Source organism: Polyangium sorediatum (assembly GCF_029946465.1).
In the GTDB taxonomy this organism is placed as follows: Bacteria; Myxococcota_A; Polyangia; order Polyangiales; family Polyangiaceae; genus Polyangium; species Polyangium fumosum.
In genome coordinates, this window is sequence record NZ_JARZHI010000037.1 from 85,625 (window position 1) to 104,371 (window position 18,747).

Here is an 18,747-nt window from a genome sequence, read left to right on the forward strand (position 1 = left end):
GAAGGAACTCTAGCGAAGAGGTTCGCTCACGCCACCCGCCGGGATCAATTCAGGATCCCCCTCGTTTGGGTATCGCGATCCCCCGAGGTGCGTGTCAGGTACGGCCTGGACGCTCGTACGGAATGCCTCAGGGCGTCCGCGTGTCGGGCGTCTCTTTGCGACGGTAGATGCACCAGGCGAAGCCCGCGTCGAGCGGCACTTTGCCCGCGATCTCGTAGGCCGGCAGGAAGCGTCGATCGCGGTAGATGACCTGCGATCCCGGGACGGAGGGGTGCTTGCAGTCGATGTTCGAGGAGATCAGCAGGAAGTAGGGCGGGCGCTTGTCGAAGAAGCGATCGAGGAAGCCGGGTCCGAGCTTGCGCGTGTAGCCGCCCTCGAGCTTGCTGATGACCGGATCGACGAGGCCGAGCAGATCGAGGATGGGGTAGTCCGTCGCGTACCCGACGTACCCGATGTCGCCGATCGCGATCTCGCCGGGCTTGCCGTTCTCGAGGAACCACTTCGCCGTGCCGCCCGCGGCCATCTTCCAGAAGCGATCCTCCTTCTCGAGGATCTGCCGCTGCGCGCTCTGCATGTTCCCGACCCGCAAGGAGAAAGCGATGGTGAGGAACGCGGCGAGCGCGAGGTTCGCGGCGCGGCTCCTTCGATCGACGATCGCGCGCGTCGAGACGCAGATGAGCAGGAACGCGAAAGGCTCGAAGGGCGCCATGAAGCGGTAGAACGGCATCCAGTCGCCGCCGACGAGCACGACGTAGAGCAGCACGAAGATCGCGATCGCGGAGACCGCGAGCAGATCCCGCCGCTTCCACACGAGGCCCATCGCGACCGCGAAGATCCCGAGGTAGAGCACGGGTCCGGCGTGGTTGACGTAGTTCCGGACGTAGTCGGCGCCGCCGTCGATCTGCGCCGACCAGTTGCCCGTCTTCGCCGAGAACGTGTTCGGCACGAACGAGCCGTAGTACGCGCGCCGAAACGCGAGGTGCGTCCCGACAGGCAGGACGAACGCCACGCCGCGCAGGAGATTCTGCTTGCCGAAGAAGCCGCCCGGCGCGGTGAAGACGCGGGCTGCGGCGTTTTTCGTGCCGAACGCATCTCGCCCGAAGGTCAGCACGAGCATGAGCAGCCCGACGAACGCAGGCGCCTCGGGCCGTGTGATCCCGGCGAGGCCGAAGACGAGGCCCGACCAGGGGAAACGGAAGCTCGCCTTGGACGAACCTTCCTCGTCGGGATCGATCTCGCCGAGGAAGAGCCATGTGCCCGCGAGCAAGAGGAAGACGAAGAACGCGGTCTCGAGGCCGAAGACCGCGTACCCCGAGAAGACGACGGTGGTCGCGGCGAGCCACGTCGCGAGGCAGGGCGCCGCCGCGAGCGGCCGGAGCCGATCGGAGAGGCGGTACATCATGACGAGCGCGCCGAGTGCGGAGGCGACGCCGAGGACCTTCGCCGTGACGTCGGGATCGAGGCCGATCTTGATCGCGCCGGCGAGGATCACGGTCCAGAGGAAGTTCGTGTACCCCTCGATGCGCTCGCCCGCGTTGTAGACGAGGCCGAGGCCCTGCGCGAGGTTCCGCGCGTAGCGGTAGGAGATGTACGCGTCGTCGATGGTGAACGACAGGACGCGGCCTGCGTTCACGAGCATCACGATCGCCGGAAGGACGAGGCCGACGACGAGGTGCACGAACCGCGGCAAGGGCGCCCCCGCAGCCCAGTCGCGGAGCGTCACCGCCGGCGGACGTTTCCAGGGGGGATCGGCCGCGTCGGGATCGGGATCGTCGCGATCGTCGTCGGATTCCGGATCGTCCGCGTCCGCGTCTGCTTCCGCGTTTGCTTCCGCTTCCGCGTCGGCTTTCGCTTCCACGTCGGCTTTCGCTTCCGCCTCCGCCGCCGCGTCGCTCGCTCGCTCGTCGCCCTCGGGCTGCCTCTTCACGCCACGGCCATACCACCGTCGGGCCCGGTCTTGGCAAGCGTCGCCGTGCTTTCCGCCGCGACGAAGGCCAGGTATGGGCCGCTCCTCGATGTCGACCCGCGAAAACGGCCCCGTCGCCGCCTCGCCCGAGGCCCCCCCGCCGAGCGCGCTTGTCTCCCTCCGCGCCTGGCTCGGCGGCGCGCCGCTCTCCCAACCCACGCACCTCGCGCTCGGTCTCGTCCTGCCGATGATGCTCGTCGTCGCGAACGCCTACCGCGTCGCGGGCTTCACGATCGACGACGCGTACATCTCCTACCGCTACGCGCGGAACTTCGCGGAGGGGCACGGGCTCGTCTACAACCTCGGCGAGCGCGTCGAGGGGTACACGAACTTCCTCTGGACCGTGCTGCTCGGCGTTTTCGCGACGCTCGGCGCGCGCCCCGAGATCACCGCGAAGGTGCTCGGCGTCGTCTGCGCGTGCGCCTCGCTCGTCCCCGTCTACCGCATCGCGCGCAGGCTCGCGCCGCTCGGGTGGTCGCCGTGCCTCGCCACGTGGCTCTGCGCTTCGAGCTTTCTCCAGACGGGGTACGCCGTCTTCGGCCTCGAGTCGCCGCTCTTCGTCTTGCTCGTCCTCCTCGGCGCGGATCGCTTCCTCATCGAGGCGCACGACGACGCCGACGTCTTCCCCTGGTCGGGCCCGCTCTTCGCGCTCGCGGCCCTCACCCGCCCCGAGGCGCCGCTCTTCCTCCTCCTGCTCTACGTCTGGCACCCGGACCAACCCTTCTCCCGCCGGAGCCTCACGCGCCTCGCCACCTTCGCCGTCCCCGTCCTCGCGCACCTCGCGTTCCGCCGCCTCTACTACGGCGGCTTCTTCCCCAACACGCTCACCGCGAAGACGGGCGACATGAACCAGCAGCTCCACGGCGGCCTCGACTACCTGCGCCGCTACGCGATGCACGCCGGGCCCGCGCTCTGGGCCGGGATCGCCGCGATCGTGGTCTTCGTCGTCCGCAAGCGGCGCGACGGGCTCGCCGTCGCTGCCATCGCCGTCACCTTCGGCCTCTACGTGCTCCTCGTCGGTGGCGACTGGATGCCGTACTACCGCTTCCTCGCGCCCGCTGAGCCCTTTGCGTTCCTGCTCGTCGATGCTGCCGCGCGCGCCGTCGCCGAGCGCAGGGAGCGGGCCGCGGCGCTCGCGGTCGCCCTGTTCATGATCCTGGTGGGCTTCACGCGCGTGGGTTCGCTGCGGCAAGCGCAGCGCGACATCTTCGAGAAGGACAAAGCCTTCTGGGACGACGCCGGCGGCCGGACCGCGGCGTGGCTCTCCGCGCATGGAAAACCCGGGCCCGTGGCCATCGCCGACATCGGCTACGTCGGCTACGCGACGGGCTTTCCCGTCGTCGACATGCTCGGCCTGCTCGCGCCCGAAATCGCGCGCCTCCCGGGCGGCTACACGAACAAGACGGGCGCGGGATACGCCGACGCGATCTTCGCGCGCGACCCGCGCTACGTGGTGATCATCTCCTCGACCGTCGACTGCAAGAGCCCCACGGTCCCCTCGTCTCGCACGCTCCACGCGAGTAGCGAGCTGCGCACGCAGTTCGTCGTGGCCGAGCCGATCAAGCTCCGCAACGGCGGGGCCTGGTGCATCTTCGAAAGAAAAAGCGGCGCCGAAACCCGTCCGGCGCCGCGCTGATCTGGGGAGGGGCTTCGTTCAGGGCTTCTTCGTCGGCTTCTTGGCAGCGGCGGCCTTCTTCTTGTCCGCGGCCTTCTTCTTCTTCGTCTTGTCGCCCGCCTTCGCGACCTTCTTCTTCGCGTCGGTGCCGAGCGCGATGTCGAGCCGGTCGCCCTTCGCCTTCGCGAGGTAGGCCGGCACGCCGTCCTTGAACTGCAGGCTGATCTCCGCGCCCGCGGGGTTGTTCACCACGTTGATCGAGGCGATCCGCTTGTCCTTGCGCGCGAGCTCCGTCGCCGACGAGAGCGCGCGCCGACCGGGCAGCGAGACCGTGAAGCCCATCGCGCCGGCTGCGCCGTTCACCGTCTCGATCGGCCCGTCCATCTTCAGCTTCAGCACGATCGGGCTCCGCACGTTGCCCTTGCCGTACTGCTTGCCGTCGCCTTGCGTCTCCGCCTCGTCCGCGTCGCCTTCGCCTTCGCCGTCGTCCGCCGCGGCGGCCTGCGCGCCGTCGCCCTCGGACCCGGCCGGCGGCGCTTGCGCGACCGTCCCGTCGGGCTGCGTCGGCATCGCCGGCACCGGCTCCGTCGTCGAGAGCGGCGTCGCCCCGAAGAGCGGCACGTTCACGTTCGGCACGGCGTTCGGATCCCCGGCCGCCACGTTCGCTGCCGTCGGCGCGGGCAGCGCTGCGGCCGATCCCGCTGCGTTCGCCTCCATGCCTTGCGGATCGGCCGGCGCCGCTGCGCGCGACGCGCCGAGCAGCCGGATCCCGCCCACCACGACGAGCACCGCGGCAAGCCCGAGCGCGCTGCCCATGAGCGCGGCTTTCCGGCTCGATCGGGCCTTCGGCGCCGCCTCGGTCGTCTCCGCCTCTTCCTTGTCGCGCACGAGCTTCTTGCCGGCTGCGCGCAGCGCGCCCGTCGGCGGCGCTGCGGTCGTCCGCCGCATCGCCTGACCGTCCGTCGCCTCGGCCGCCTCCTCGCCGCGCCGCTTTCGGATCGCCGTGAACAAGCCCGACATCGCGTCCTTCGCGCGCGTCCCCATCCCGCCTACCGCCGGACCGATCGCGCCGAACGCCGCCTTCGTCGCGCCCTTCGCCTTCTCGGTCGCCCCGCGCAGCGCCGCGGAAAAATCCTTCTTCGCGCCGATCGCTGGCGAATCCAGCGACGGATCGTTCGCCTCGGCCACCTCGTCGTTCTCGTCCTCGTTCTTCGTGCGCAGCGCTGCGGACTCGGTCGACGCGCTCGGCCGCGTGGCCGGCGGCGTCGACCGCATCTCCTGCGTCCGCGCGCGCGAGGGCACGACCGGCGACGAGAGAAGCTCGGCGCGAGCCTCCTTCTCCTTGGCCTCCTTGGCCTCGCCGCTCCCCGCGCTCACTTCCGTCTTCGTGGCCGGACCCACGCCTGGCGTCGTGCGCTTGATCAGCGCGCCGAGCCCGAGGGACGGAGCTTCCTTGCTCGACTCCTTCTCCGGCGCCTTCGACGCGACCGCCTTCTCCGGCTCCTTCGCCGCGGCGACGGCCTTCTTCGACTCCTTCGCCTCGCCGAAGCGCAACGACACCACGAGCTGCGGCACCTTCGTCGCCGGGTCGACCTCCACCTTCACGGCGTCGACCATCGCGGCGCGTTTGTCGCCGTGGTCCATGTCTTCGAGCTCCAGCGACCGGCCCACCTTGAGGAACTCCAGGTTCGAGCCCACGAGCACCTCGCCGCCCGCGGCTTCCCGCACCCGCGCCTTCATCGGCGAGCCGAGCCCGTCGATGTGCAGCCGCACGCGCGTCCCGGGGATCCCCATTGCGCCGATCCCGCTGCTCCCTTCGGTCGTCCCGCCGAGCTCCTGGCACAGGCTGCGCAGCGTCGCCTCGGCGTCGGGGTTGTCGAAGCCCACGAAGCGCAGGCCGAACTCGCCGCCGCGGGGCGCTTCGCGGCGCCAGGTCACCTCGCCGTCGGCGACCACCTCGCCCGCGTCGCCTTCGAACCGGCACACGAGCCGATCGCCGAGCTGCGGCAGGTAGGCCGTGCGCAGGCGCATGCCTTCGGGCGAGACGTCGATCGACTCGGCCTCGAAGCCGCCGCTGCCCTTGGCCTCGCCCACGGCCACCAGCGCCTCGAAGTGGACCCGGTGGTGGCCCGCGCGCCGGTCCGGCGTCCCGGGCGTCCCGGGCGTGGCCGTCGTGTTTGCCCGGCCGTTCGTGCCTTCCGCGGAGTCCTCTGCGCCTCGCATGCTCATGACAATCCTCCAGGGGTGGAGACGTGACAGACCCCGTCCCCGCCGCGCCCCACGCGGCTCACTCGCTTTCGCCCCGACTAAGTCACCCCGAGGACGAGGGCCAAATTTGCGGGGGTCCGGGGGCTCCGCTCGGCTTGTCCGAACGGAGCCCCTGGTCGTTGACGGACGGGAAGAAACCGCCCCGGCGCAGGTTGTCCCGAAGCGCGGACGAGACCGGCGCCCGAGGCAGGGCGCAGGGCCCTGGGCTGGGCTCCGCCATCGCGGACTTTTTTCCGTGATGACGACGGAAAGGCCTGGACAGTCCCGCTACGGAACCTTAGATCATCCGCTATAGCGGACAGTCGGCCACCGGGAGCACCGAGGTGCTTCTCGGCGGTGGCCGTCGAGGAGGCCCCATGCGCATTGGTTGGATCGGGGGAGTCGAGCGTTACGAGGTGCAACTGGAGCGGCTCGCGAAGGCGGCCGGGCACGAGCTCGAATATCACCGGGGCGACGTGCGGGGCCGGGGGGCGCAGTCGCTCGAGGGGCTCGTGGAGCGCTGCCAGCTCATCGTGATCGTGACGGAGACGAACAGCCACGGCGCCGTCCTGCTCGCGCGCAAGCTCGCGCGTCAACGCGGCCGCGGCACGCTCCTCCTGCGCAAGAGCGGCATCGCCCGCTTCGCGCGATTGCTCGAGGCCATCGACGAGGCGACGGCGAAAGGCCTCTTCCACGCGGACGGCTCGATGGGCACGGGCTACGAAGCGGCCTTGCTCGGTGCGTAACGCTGCGAATGTGCTCGGCCTCTCCGAGCGAGGCCGGGGTGCATCGCGGCTGCGATCTGCCCGAAACGTGACAAGCTCCCCGTGTGAGTGACGAGCCCGAAGCGCCCGAGCAGCCGTCCGCCCTGAGCGAGGCGACGGAGACGAAGGCCGAGGACGTGGTGATGATCCACAGCCCGATGTCCGACGGACAGGGCTACCACGTGCTGCGGCTGCGCGAGGGCAACGTGGAGCTCGGCGCGATCCGGAACATGCGCGAAGGCGCGCCGGTGCACGGCGACGTCGTGAAGCTGTCGCAACGCAAAGAGCACGAGCGTCTCTACGACGTCGAGGTCCTCGTGAAGAGCCCGCGGCCCCCGGAGGCGCCCCGATCGGGCCCGGCGCAGGTCGCGACGGACGCGTACCGGGCAAACTGGGAGGCGATTTTCGGGGCGGGACGTGGGGACGGCGGGGGCGAGACGTTGAATTGAGCCCCTCGCGATTGCGGGCCCCCGTGGCCATTGCGAGGGCCGGTCTGCCGCCTCGACGGGGTTTTGCTTCCCCTTGACCCCTCGCCGCACCCCGGCTTCCCTCGGCGCGCATGGATCCCCTCGCGCCCATCGCCGGCCTCACGCTGGAGCAATACGCCGAGCTTCGCGCCCTCTGCGCGGATCACCCTGACGACGCCGACGCCTGCGCGCGTGTCGTGCAATCGAAGAACGTCTCCCGCGAGGACTGGCTCGCCGCGCATGCGGGCTGGCTTGCGCGGCTCGAGGATCCCGCGCTCGGCGGCGCCATCGCCGTGCGCTTCGTCCCGGCGTACCAGGCCGCGCTCGGCCGCGCCAAGGGCGCCGCTCCCGCGCTCTCGTTCGCGGAGTACGTCGAGCTCTCCGCGCAGATCATGCACGCGGGCCTCTCGTCCACACTCGCGCGCCAGGACCTGGATCTCTTCCGCTACACGCAGATCGCGTTCCACTGGAACGCCGCGATGTCCCGCGACATGCAGCAGTTCGTCGCGTACGTCTGCGCCGTCGAGCAGGAGCTCTTGCGCCTGCACCGCGGCGGTGAGCGTCGCCCCATTTCCACGCTCGCCACGCTGATCGGCACGCAAGCCACGGCCTACGCGCCCCCCTCGGAGGCCCCCGCTGCCCTCGCGGACGAACCCACGCCCGCCGCTGCTCCTGCGCCTGCGCTCGCTGCCGTTCCTGCGCCCGCGCTCGCTGCCGTTCCTGCGCCCGCGCCCGCGCTCGCCTCCATTCCCGCGCCTGCGCTCGCGGCCGTTCCCGCTCCCGCTGCCGTTCCCACACCCGAGCCCGCGACCGTTCCCACACCCGAGCCCGCGGCCGTTCCCGCTCCCGCTGCCGTTCCAATACCCGAGCCCGCTGCCGCTGCCGCTCCCGCGCAACAACCGAAGAGCCTGGAGCAAGAGGCCACCGATGCGGCCAAGGCCGTCGGCGGCGCGCTCAAGAGCGGGTTCGACAAGCTCGGCCACGCGCTCGATTCGTTCGGCAAGAGCCTGTCCAAACCAGGCGTCGGATCGGCCGTGCTCGTCGCGTGGTCGGACGGAAACAAGTATCCGGGGACGGTCGCGCAAATCTCACAAGGTCAGTACTTCGTGACGATGAGCAACGGCGAGCAGTATTGGGTGGCCGAGCAGTACATCTCGGCTCCGTAGTCCCTACACGCTTCGTGCTACACCCGCGGCGAACGATGCCCGCGACCGAAAAGGCAACCAGAGGCGCAGAGCTCCGCGCTTCCCTCGGCGAGATCGCCGGCGTCGAGTCCCTCGACGTCGAGCTCGATTCCCCCGAAGCAGCGCCGCTCGAGCCCCTCCCCTCGTACGAGCTCCCGCTCGATCGCCCGATCACCACCACGCGGGATCTCGCCGCGCGCATCCTCGGCGCGAAGGGCCCCACGATCCACGTCGTCTCCGTCGCGGGCGGCGCCACCGCGCTCGTCCTCCGCGCCCTCGCGAAAACCACGCGCCGAAAGATCATCGCCGTCACGGCGGACCTCGAAGCCGCGCGCGCCCTCCACGCCGACGCATCGTTTCTGCTCGCCGGCGCGGATGCCGAGGAGCCGGACGCGGGCAAGACCACGCTCGGCGAGGTCCTGCTCTTCCCGCCGAACGAGTCGAGCCCCTACGCCGACGTGAACCCCGATCGCCGCGGCGCCGAGGCCCGCCTCGCCGCGCTCTTCCACCTCGCCGTGGATCTGCCTTGGCGCGCGCTCGTCTGTCCCGTCTCCGCCCTCGCCCGCAAGGTCGTCCCGCAGCCGGAGGTCCTCGAACACGCCGAGCTCGTCGTGACCGAGCAGGAGATCGAGCGGGACGCCTTGATCCGCAGGCTCGCGCAGGCCGGTTACGTCCGGAGCCCCCTCGTCGAGGACCCCGGCACCTTCGCCGTGCGTGGCGCCTTGCTCGACGTCTGGCCCCCGAACGCGAGTTTTCCCGCGCGCATCGAGTTCTACGGCGACCTCGTCATGGGGATCAAATCGTTTGACCCCGAAGGACAAAAGACGATCGCCGACATCAAGGAGGTCTGGCTCCCGCAGGCGCGCGAGGCCGTGCTCACGCCCGAGAACGAGTCCCGCGCCCGCGAGCGCGCGCGGGCCGCGTGTGACGCGGTCGATCTTCCCTCGGTGAAGGCCCGCGCCCTCGTCGACGACGTCACGAGTGGTCGCACGTTCTTCGGGGCCGAAGGGTTCCTCCCGGCGTACCTCGACCTCGCTCCGCTCGCCTCGTACCTGCCCGACGACGCCATCGTCGTGCTCGAAGATCCCGCTGCGATCACGCGATCCTTGCGCGACGAGCTCGGCCGCGCCCTGGCCGATCTCGCCCACAAGTCGCGCGACGCGCACTTCCCGCTCGACGCGTTCTACGAGACCGAGGGCGGCATCGCCGCGTGGATCGAGGGCCGCACGCACATCGCGCTCCATCGGACCGGGATCGCCGGAGACGCGCCGGATCCTGCTTCCCTCGAGCGCTTCGAGGTCGCGCCGGAGGAGGCACCCTCGCTCGCCACCTTCGATCAGGGCGACCTCGAACGCGCCATCAAGGCCGCTCGAGCTTCCCGGGGCAAAACCGGCGCGCTCGATCCGCTCGTACGCCGCATCCTCGCTTGGCAGGAGCACGGCATGCGTGTCGTCATCGCGGCGCGCGCGGAGACGCAGGTCGAGCGCCTCGTCACGCTCCTGCGCCACCAGGGCGTCCGCGTCCGCGCCCGCCTCGGCGCGTTCGACCCTGCGATCCTCGACGAGCAAGCTCCCGAGGCCGCGCGCACCGCGCTCGTCGTGCGAGGTGCGCTCGCGCGGGGTGTCGTCGCGCCGGCCGAGCTCCTCGCGCTCGTCACCGAGGAAGAGATCTTCGGCGCCCGCGCGCATCGACGTGCCGCGCGGGGCGGCAAGGACACGAAGGCCTCGGCGCGGCCCTTCCTCGAAGACCTGCGCAACCTCTCCGTCGGCGACTACGTCGTGCACGCCGATCACGGCATCGGCCGCTACCACGGGCTCGTGCACAAACAGGTCGGCGGCATGGTCGTCGACCTCATCACGGTCGAGTACGCGGGCGGCGACAAACTCTACCTGCCCGTCTACCGCCTGAACCAGATCCAGAAGTTTCAGGGCGGCGAAGGCGCGCCCAAGCTCGACCGGCTCGGCGGACAAACGTTTGCCAAGACGAAGGCCCGGGTCGAGAAGAGCCTCCGCAAGATGGCGGACGAGCTGCTCCGCCTCTACGCCGAGCGAAGGAGCGCGATCGGCGAGCCTACGGCGCCGCCCGACGACGACTACGCCGCGTTCGAGGCGACCTTCCCCTTCGACGAGACGCCCGATCAGGCCCGCGCGATCGGCGAGGTCTCCTCCGATCTCGAAGCCGCGCGCCCGATGGATCGCCTCGTCTGCGGCGACGTCGGCTTCGGCAAGACCGAGGTCGCGATCCGCGCCGCCTTCCGCGTGGCCGCCTCGGGCCGCCAGGTCGCCGTCCTCTGCCCGACGACCGTGCTCGCGCAGCAGCACTACCTGAACTTCAAGGCCCGCATGAGCCCGTACGCGCTCGAGGTCCGGGCCATGTCGCGCTTCCAGTCGAACAAGGAGCAGGACGAGACCACGCGCGGCCTACGCGACGGCAAGGTCGACGTCGTCATCGGCACGCATCGTTTGCTCTCCAAGGATGTCCACTTCAAGAAGCTCGGCCTGCTCGTCGTGGACGAGGAGCAGCGGTTCGGCGTGACGCACAAAGAGCGCATCAAGGCGCTGAAGACGAACGTCGACGTCCTCACGCTCACGGCGACGCCGATCCCGCGCACGCTCCAGATGGCCGTCACGGGGCTGCGCGACATGTCCATCATCACCACGCCGCCCGCGGAGCGCCGCGCGATCCGGACCCTCGTCACGCGGCACGACGAGAACGTCCTGCGCGAAGCCGTCGAGCGCGAGCTCGGCCGCGGCGGGCAGGTGTTTTACGTGTACAACCGCGTCGAGGGCCTCTACGAGCGGGCCGCGCGGCTCCAGGAGCTCGTCCCCTCGGCGCGCATCACGATCGCCCACGGGCAGATGAGCGAGACCACGCTGGAGCAGGCGATGCTCGACTTCGTCGAGGGCCGTTACGACATCCTCTGCTCGACGGCGATCATCGAGAGCGGCCTCGACATCCCGCGCGCGAACACGATGATCGTCGATCGCGCCGACATGTTCGGCCTCTCGCAGCTCTACCAGCTCCGCGGCCGCGTGGGCCGCTCGAAGGAGCGCGCGTATTGTTACCTCGTCGTCCCGCCCGCGAACGCGATGACCGACGAGTCCCGCTCGCGCATCGAGGCGCTGGAGCGCCACACCGAACTCGGCTCGGGCTTCCAGATCGCCTCGCTCGATCTGGAGCTGCGCGGCTCGGGCGACATCCTCGGCGCCGAGCAGAGCGGCAACGTGGCGCAGGTCGGCTTCGAGCTCTTCTGCCAGATGCTCGACGAGGCCGTGCACGAGCTCCAGGGCGAGCCCGTCGTGCACGAGGTCGACCCCGAGCTCGCCTTCGACGCGGACGCGCTCTTGCCCGAGGACTACGTGTCCGACGTCGGCGTGCGTTTGTCCTTCTACAAACGCCTCGCGAGCGCGTCGAGCCCGGACGAGGTCCAGGATCTCGCGAACGAGATGGAGGATCGCTTCGGCTCGCCGCCGATCGAGGCGCGAAGGCTCGTGCACCTGATGAGCCTCAAGACCGAGCTCCGCAAGCTCCGCGCGCTCGCGTGCGAGGCGACGGCGAAGGGCGTGACGCTGCACCTGCGCGACGACACGCCGCTCGATCCCGCGAAGGTGATGAAGCTCGTGCAGCCCAAGGGCTCGCCGTACAAGCTCTCGCCGGACATGCGTTTGTCGAGGAGGACGCGGGACACGGAGGTCTTCGCGAGCGGGCTCGAAGCGACGGACAAACTCCTCGCGGAGCTCGCGTCGTGCATGAAGGCGGGGGCGTAACGCGCTTCAGGAGGACGCGTCCTCGTCCTCCCAGTCGTCCTCGTCTTCGTCCTCGTCCTCGTCGTCCCAGGCGTCCTCGTCCTCGTCCTCGTCGTCGCCCCCGTCGACCCAGAACTTCGCGGCCTCGTTCGGCGCGCCGAGGAGATAGAACAGGAAGTCGCGCGTGTCCTCCACTTGCACCCGCGGCAGGACCTCTTCGAACAGCTCCTCCATCCCGTCCGGCTTGCGGAGCCACAAGGGATCGTGGAGCTCCTGGGCGACCTGTGGATCGGGCGAGATCAGGCACGCGGCGACGTGCTCCCGGTAGCTCGCGAGCGGGACCTCGTTGTCGAGGAGCGCGCCGCAGAGCGCAGCACGCGCGCGGGCCGGGGCTCGATCCAGGATGCCCGAGAGCCGCGCGTCGTCCCCCGCGAGGATCTCCTGCAAGACCAGCACGTGCGCCGCTTCGGCCGCCGACGCGCCGCCCCGCGCGGTCGAGCCGAGCGCGCGCGTGAGCGCTTCGAACACCGGCGCAGGCGAGGACTTGCGGACGAGGCTCGCGGCGACGGCGAACAGCGGCCCCTCGGGCTCCGCGAGCGCGGACAGGATCCACGCGTCGTCGAGGCGCTTGGCCTGCACGAGCGCCGAGGCGGCTTGGAAGACCGCGTCGAACGCCTCGGGATCACCGTCGTAGGCGGACAGGACGGCCGGCGCGACGTCCAGCACCTCCTGTGCCTTTCGCTCCGATCCGAGGTACATCAGCCGCTCGAAGAGATCGAAGCGCCTCTGCTGGAGCGCCTCCCGCGCCATCGCTGCGATCCGCGCGTCGAGCCACGGAGCGTCGGTCACGTCGCGCAGCACGATCGACGCCCATCGCGACGCATCCGCGTTCGACCGCACCCCCTCGCTTCGCGCGTCCGTGGGGTCGTCCGGCGTGATCAGGATCGACCAGAGCTGCTCCACGCACGCCTGCGGCGCCCCCACGACCGAGAGCGTGATGAGCGGCGAAGACGTGTTGTCCCACGCGGGCGACGCGAGCGCCGCGCGCGCGATGCTACGCAGCCGCTCGCGCTGCTCTGCGCCGAGCATCCCTTCCCGCGCCACGCTGGTCAGCGCGTCGAGCCAGCCGCGGCTCACCCCCGCGAGGGCCGGCGCCTCCGCGAGGTTCGCGAGCCCCTCGAACGCGGGCGCGCCGAAGCGCCGGAGCAGCAGCTTGGCCCAGTCGCCCTCCCCCAGGTTGCTCAGCGTCGGGTGCTTGTAGAGCGTGCCGGACGTGCGCAACGTGAGAAGAAGCAAGGCGAGCGCTTCACGCTGCGACGAAGAGAGCTGCGCGGGCGGAGCGCTCGTCTCGGGCGCCTCGACGAGCAGCGCGTCCACCATCGTGAAGCGCGCCTCCTGCGAGGCGCCTCGGAGCACGGTCAGGCACGCGAAAAACCGCTCGCTCGGCGGACCGTCGAGCAAGAACACGGGCACCCCGGCGAGGGGCGACACCGGCAGCGCGCCCCCGAACCGCTCGAACCAGATCCCCTTCACGCGCTCGACGAGGTTGTGCTCGCAGCACCCGGCCGCCTCGATCAGCCGCGGGCGCGCGAGATCCTCCGGCAAGAGCGCGAGCGCGCCGATCGCGGCGAAGCGACGAATGCCGCTCGGATCGGCGAGCACACGATCGACCCGGGCGACGGCCCGCGCCGGATACCCGGCGGCGAGCGCCTTGAGCGCCCAATCGGCGTCGAGCCCGGGTCGATCCTGGGAGATGTGCGCACCGCCGCCCTCGACGATGACCTCGAGCGGCTTCCACCCTTCCGCCGGGGGCGCCACCCGGAGCGCGTCGATCAGCGCCTCCTCGTAATCGCCGACGCGATCATAGGCGCTCATCCCGGCGCCGCGGTCGAGCGGGTGGCGCACGGCGTCCTCGAGCAGCCAGAGCACGTCTTCCTCGCGCTGCGTCCATCCCTTCATCTGCACGAGGATGAAAAGCGCATAATACCGCAGGCGCGCGTGCGGCATCCGGAGGGCGCGGCGTAACGAAGGGATCGCCGTCGGATAATCGTCGAGCGAGAGCCATCGGATCGCGAGCGCGCGGACGTCCCAAATGCGCGAGGTATCGGCGAGCTCCGCGAGCCGCACGCCGAGCTCGGGGTAACGACCTTCGAACTCCTTCTCGGCCACGGTGCGATCGAGGACGAACGCGAAGTTCTTGTCGCCGGTGCGCGCGGCCTCGACGATCAGCTCGACCACCTCGGGGTGGCGATCCGGGATGGGCAGCCACGCGAGCTGGAACATGTCGGCCTTGCGGAACGGCGTGGCCTCGATGTGACGGGCGACCAGCCGAAGCAAGCGGACGGCCTCCAGCGGATGCCGGGTCATGCCGAGAATCTGAAAGCCGATCCGCCGCGCGAAGCGCTTCAAGCGCTCGGTGGCGGCGGCCTGCGCCGCGGGAGAACCGAGCGCCCACGCTTTCCGCACCTCCTTCGCGAGCTCCTCGCAGACCTGCGCCGCGCGCTCGGCGAAGCCCTCCGAGGCTGCCGGGTCGGGCTTCGGCGCCGGCTGTGCCTCGGCCTGCGGGGGCGGCGCCTCGGGCGGCGGCGCCATGCGCCAGGCGAAACGCGAGGCCAGCGCGGGATCGAGCACGTCACGCTTCGGCTTGGGTCCGTCGGACATCCGCTCAAGGATACAGCGATTCCGGCCCCACACACGGCGCGCGGAGCGTGAGCGAAAACGAAAGCGCGTGCGCCGGGAACCCCGCGACCTTCACGAGCCCCGCTGGCTCCTCGGTTTGCCCGGGCGCGCAATGGACGCCGTCTCCATCGCTGTCGAGCCAGCCGTACACGACGAGCCCCTCCCCCTCGTCGAGCGGATACAGCACGACCTCGCGCACCGGCCCCACGCCGGCCACCGTGCGCGTTTCGAAGACGCCGAGCGGATGTTCGAGGTCGCCCTCGCCGAACGTCTTCGCCACGTGGAATTCGAGGTGCACGGCGCCCGCGCTCGGCGCGCCGTCCGGCACGGCGACCTGCCCGTCGAGCTCGATTTCGTAGAGGCGCGTCTCCTCGTTGATGCACCCCGCGAGCACGACCACGAGGGCACCGGCGAAAACGAAGCGGGCCCGGCTCATCGATCCCCTCCGAAATGCAAACCGAGGTGCACGCCGGGCAGCGCGATCGTATCCGGCGCGCCGACCCAGCCGTAGTTGATGCCGAGGTCGAGCCCGATCCCCCGCGATATCGCGAACCCGAGCCCCAGCGTGGCCCAGGGCGTCCACTCGTGCCGCGCAGACCAGCTTGTCTCCGTGCCCGAGGAGCGCTCGATCGTCAGCAGATCCGGCAAAAAAGCGTGGCGCGTGCCGAGCACGAGGTACGGGACGAACCGGCGCACCGGAATGGCGAGGCGAAACCGGAGCTCGCCGTTCGGGCCGCGCCGGTACTCCTCGCTGCGCTGGAAGAGCCAGCCGGCGAGGAACTCCCCCGTCAGGCGCACGTGTGTCGCCTCGGCGAGGCGCACGCCGATCCCCAGCATCGGGCGATACCGGCGCCCGACGGCCGATTCGAGCTCGCTTTGCAGGGTGATCCGGTCCGACAACCCCACCTGCGCGCGCAGGAACGAAAACGGCCAGCCGCCTTGCGCCGACAGGACGTACGCCCCTTTCGCCGGGCTCCCGCCCACGGCGTCGAGCGCGGCGTGCGCAGGAAAGGGCGTCCTCGGCTCCACAGCGGCGGCCTCGGAGGCGCCCAGGAGGGTGGCGATCACGCAACCTCCGAACGTCACGCCAAAGCGCACGTTCATTCGGCCGCCTCCGCGGGCACCGTCACGCCAAACACGCGCGCAAAGTTCCCCGCGAGGACGGCGGCCGCTTCCTGCTCCGTGTATCCGGCGTCCTTCATCGCGGCGACCGTTCGTTCGAGGTATCCCTTCACGAACCCCGGGCTCTGCGGCCCGTCGCTGCCATACACCACGCGGTCCGTGATCCCGGCCTCGCGCATGCGACGCATGGCTTCCTTCAGGTTCGCGCCCGTCGGATCCGACGACGCAGAGCCGAGCGCCGAAGGTTCGAGGAACACGTTGGGGTACGTCTTCGCCAGCCGAATGCACGTTTCGAGGCCCGCGTGGCGCTTCTGCTCGAAATCGTAGCCGAGGTGCCCGAGGATGAACGTGGCCCCCGGAAACTGCTGGATCGCCGTCTCCAGGTACGTCGGGTCCGTATAGGCCGGCTCCTGCGACGTCCCCGGGAACGGGCTCGTCCCCGTGTGCAGATAGAGCGGCTTGCCCAGGGAGGCCCCGACCTCGTAGATCGGGAAAAACGCGGGATCATCCATGCGAAAATGCTGGTGCGCGTGGGCCAGCTTGATCCCGACGAACCCCGGCCGCGAGAGCGTGCTCTTCAATCGATCGAGCTCCGCGTCGCGATCCGTCGTCCACCGGTCGACCCGCAAAGACGCGAGCCCGAAGAAGCGATCCGGGGCAAACGTGAGATCCTCGGCGACGAGCTCGTTCGACGCGACGCCCACGGTGCGCGGGGCATAGATGGCAAAGAGGCCCGCGCCCCAGATGCCCGCGTCGTCGATCTCGCCGAGGATGCTCTCCGGCAAGAGCGACCCCTTCGCCGCCGCCTCCGCGTCGAGCCCGATCGGAAACGGAAACCGCGAGGCCAAAAACTTCCGCGTGTCCTCGGGAACGTGATCCCAGTCGCCCGGGTGCAGGTGCATGTCGATGGCCGGCAGGCGCTTGCCGTTCCAGTCGACACCACGCGACGGCGCGCCGCAGCCGACGTCGAGCGAGACGAGCGCGCTCAGCGCGAGGGCCGAGACGAGCACGAGCGGCGTCTTTCCGAACCGACGTTTCACATCCGAACCATCGACGCCGCCCACGTGATGCCGGCCCCGAGCGCGCAAAGCAGCACGTTTTGCCCGGGTTTTACGCGGCCATCCCGCACGGCCTCGTCGAGCGCGATCGGAATCGAAGCCGCGCCCGTGTTGCCCACGTCGGCGAGGTTCTCGATGAACTTGCTGCGCGAATACCCGAGCCGCTCGGCGATCCGATCCACGATCCTGCGGTTCGCCTGCTGCGGGATGACCCAGTCGAGCTTGTCCGAGAGCAGCCCCGCCGCCTTCAGCGCCTCCATGCTCGTGACCTGGAGCTTCTTCACGCTGACCTGGAACAGGTCGGCCCCCTCCATGCGCACCTTGTTCCGCTTCGCCGCGAGCCGCTCCAGCGTCATCGGCTCGCCCGTCCCCCCGCCCGGAACCGAGAGCAACGAGCCCATCGCGCCATCCGCGCCGAGCCGCATCGAGAGGATCCCGCGGCCATCCTCGCCCGCCGCGCCGAGGATCACCGCGCCCGCGCCGTCGCCGAAGAGGCCCGCCGTCGTCCGATCCTCGGGATCCACGCGACGCGAGAGCATGTCCGCGCCGACGACGAGCGCCGTGCGCGTCGCGCCCGCGGAGATCGACTGCTCCGCCACGGCGAGCGCGTAAAGGAAGCCCGCATGCGAAGCCGCGAGGTCGAAGGAAGGGACGAGCTCGGTGCCAAGCTTCTGCTGCACCGTGGCCGCGGTGGCCGGCATGGGGCTGTCGCCGCTCACGGTCGCGACGATGATGAGGTCGAGATCCGCAGGCGAGAGCCCCGCCGCATCCAGCGCAGCACGCGCCGCCGCCGTGGCCATGTCACTCGTCGTCTCGCCCTCGGCCGCGACGTGACGGCGCTCGACGCCGACGTGCTCCTTGAGCCAAGCATCCGAGGTTCCTGCGCGCGCAGCGATCTCGTCGTTCGTGACGACACGAGCAGGCAAGTACCGGCCAGTGCCGAGAATCCGGGCGCGCGGGGGGCTCGCTCTCATGGGCGCGGAGGGTAACAGAAGGTTTGAGAAGCGGGGCGGAGGAAGGTAGAGTCCGCGCGCCATGGCCGAGAAAGAACCGGACGAGGACAAGGACGAAGGCGGAGCCGAGGACGAGGGCCACGACGAGCCCGAAGCCGAAGCCCAAGCAGAGGCTCCGAAGGCCGAGGCAAAAGCCGAAGCAAAGGCCCCTCCTGCCGCCGCAAAAGCCGCGCCCGCAAAGGCGCCCGCGAAGAAGCAGCCCAAGGCCGGCAAAGCCGCGCCGAGGCGCGCACCGCCGCCGAGCTCGGCATCCCTCGGCAAGAGCATGGTGCTCTTCGTGGTCGTCGTAGGCACGCTGGCCGCAGGCTTCGCGCTGCTCGGTCAAGAGCGCGGCGGCGGCGGCCCGCGCGGCCCCGCATGGAAGCCAGGCCAGACCGTGGACGTCGAGATCACGCTGGTGGCCGGCGACAAACGCGAGCTCAACTGCGCCGCGACAGACGAGGTCGCAGGCAGGCACTGCGGCTTCGAGTCGCCGTCGAAGGCCTGGAGCAAGGGCGACGCCACCGACGACAAGAAGACGCTGCGGCCCTACACCTCGACGGACAACGTGCAGTTCGTCGCCGCCGGCCTCTGGAGCGAGCCCGCCCTCGCAGGCAACCTGCCCACCACGCGCTTCAGCGTGAAGTGCAAGTACACCGTGGAAGGCAAGCTCAAGGCCCCCACCTTCCACTGGGAAAGCGGCTGGGAAGGCCAGCCCCGCGGCGAGATGCTCGCAGGCATCCTCACCGGCTGCACGCTCGCCCCCTGACGCCACCCCGCGCCGGGGCGCTGCCCCGGACCCCGCGGGGGGCTGTCCGCCCCCTCGACCCCGGACCAGCGAGGCGCTGGACCCAGGGTTGAAAAACTGCGCTCCGCGCAGTTTTTCAAACAGGCCGACGAAGAAGCC

General features: G+C 70.3%; 13 protein-coding genes. 6 read left to right on the plus strand and 7 right to left on the minus strand.

What is annotated here, in order from left to right; translation table 11 throughout:
- Positions 1-127: 127 nt before the first annotated feature.
- Positions 128-1,927: a hypothetical protein gene (locus QHF89_RS31630; RefSeq protein WP_136968416.1), complete on the minus strand. Its 1,800-nt coding sequence runs from the start codon at positions 1,925-1,927 to the stop codon at positions 128-130.
- Between the two features lie 88 nt (positions 1,928-2,015).
- Here QHF89_RS31630 and QHF89_RS31635 point away from each other — a divergent pair, with 88 nt between their 5' ends.
- Complete coding sequence (locus tag QHF89_RS31635) at positions 2,016-3,602, plus strand: hypothetical protein (RefSeq protein WP_136968415.1); 1,587 nt, start codon at positions 2,016-2,018, stop codon at positions 3,600-3,602.
- Positions 3,603-3,620: 18 nt separating this feature from the next.
- On the opposite strand, the gene QHF89_RS31640 is transcribed toward QHF89_RS31635, so the two are convergent.
- Positions 3,621-5,810 carry a PilZ domain-containing protein gene (locus QHF89_RS31640; RefSeq protein ID WP_136968414.1) on the minus strand — a complete coding sequence of 730 codons (2,190 nt, stop codon included), beginning with the start codon at positions 5,808-5,810 and terminating at the stop codon, positions 3,621-3,623.
- 395 nt (positions 5,811-6,205) lie between these two features.
- On the opposite strand from QHF89_RS31640, the gene QHF89_RS31645 reads away from it, so the two are divergent.
- From QHF89_RS31645 to mfd, 4 genes are all read left to right on the plus strand, one after another.
- Positions 6,206-6,574 (plus strand): DUF2325 domain-containing protein, encoded by a 369-nt coding sequence (locus tag QHF89_RS31645; protein ID WP_136929352.1) that lies wholly within the window; start codon positions 6,206-6,208, stop codon positions 6,572-6,574.
- 83 nt (positions 6,575-6,657) lie between these two features.
- On the plus strand, positions 6,658-7,041 hold the full coding sequence (locus QHF89_RS31650) for a hypothetical protein (RefSeq protein ID WP_136968413.1): 384 nt from the start codon (positions 6,658-6,660) through the stop codon (positions 7,039-7,041).
- Between the two features lie 110 nt (positions 7,042-7,151).
- Positions 7,152-8,225: a tudor domain-containing protein gene (locus tag QHF89_RS31655; RefSeq protein ID WP_136968412.1), complete on the plus strand. Its 1,074-nt coding sequence runs from the start codon at positions 7,152-7,154 to the stop codon at positions 8,223-8,225.
- A 35-nt stretch (positions 8,226-8,260) separates the two neighbouring features.
- Positions 8,261-12,010 carry a transcription-repair coupling factor gene (gene mfd / locus QHF89_RS31660; protein WP_136968411.1) on the plus strand — a complete coding sequence of 1,250 codons (3,750 nt, stop codon included), beginning with the start codon at positions 8,261-8,263 and terminating at the stop codon, positions 12,008-12,010.
- 6 nt (positions 12,011-12,016) lie between these two features.
- Here the strand turns inward: mfd and QHF89_RS31665 are convergent, their stop codons facing one another.
- From QHF89_RS31665 to QHF89_RS31685, 5 genes are read right to left on the minus strand one after another with little or no spacing between them, the layout of a single operon-like run.
- On the minus strand, positions 12,017-14,650 hold the full coding sequence (locus QHF89_RS31665; protein WP_284721166.1) for a hypothetical protein: 2,634 nt from the start codon (positions 14,648-14,650) through the stop codon (positions 12,017-12,019).
- A 4-nt stretch (positions 14,651-14,654) separates the two neighbouring features.
- Positions 14,655-15,104 (minus strand): hypothetical protein, encoded by a 450-nt coding sequence (locus QHF89_RS31670; RefSeq protein ID WP_136968408.1) that lies wholly within the window; start codon positions 15,102-15,104, stop codon positions 14,655-14,657.
- Complete coding sequence (locus tag QHF89_RS31675; RefSeq protein ID WP_136968407.1) at positions 15,101-15,772, minus strand: hypothetical protein; 672 nt, start codon at positions 15,770-15,772, stop codon at positions 15,101-15,103. The genes QHF89_RS31670 and QHF89_RS31675 overlap by 4 nt, the downstream gene beginning before the upstream one ends.
- On the minus strand, positions 15,769-16,830 hold the full coding sequence (locus QHF89_RS31680) for an amidohydrolase family protein (RefSeq protein WP_136968406.1): 1,062 nt from the start codon (positions 16,828-16,830) through the stop codon (positions 15,769-15,771). Before QHF89_RS31680 ends, QHF89_RS31675 begins: the two co-directional genes overlap by 4 nt.
- Complete coding sequence (locus QHF89_RS31685) at positions 16,827-17,822, minus strand: beta-ketoacyl-ACP synthase III (protein ID WP_136968405.1); 996 nt, start codon at positions 17,820-17,822, stop codon at positions 16,827-16,829. The genes QHF89_RS31680 and QHF89_RS31685 overlap by 4 nt, the downstream gene beginning before the upstream one ends.
- A gap of 61 nt (positions 17,823-17,883) precedes the next feature.
- Here QHF89_RS31685 and QHF89_RS31690 point away from each other — a divergent pair, with 61 nt between their 5' ends.
- Positions 17,884-18,609: a hypothetical protein gene (locus QHF89_RS31690; RefSeq protein ID WP_284721167.1), complete on the plus strand. Its 726-nt coding sequence runs from the start codon at positions 17,884-17,886 to the stop codon at positions 18,607-18,609.
- Positions 18,610-18,747: the final 138 nt, after the last annotated feature.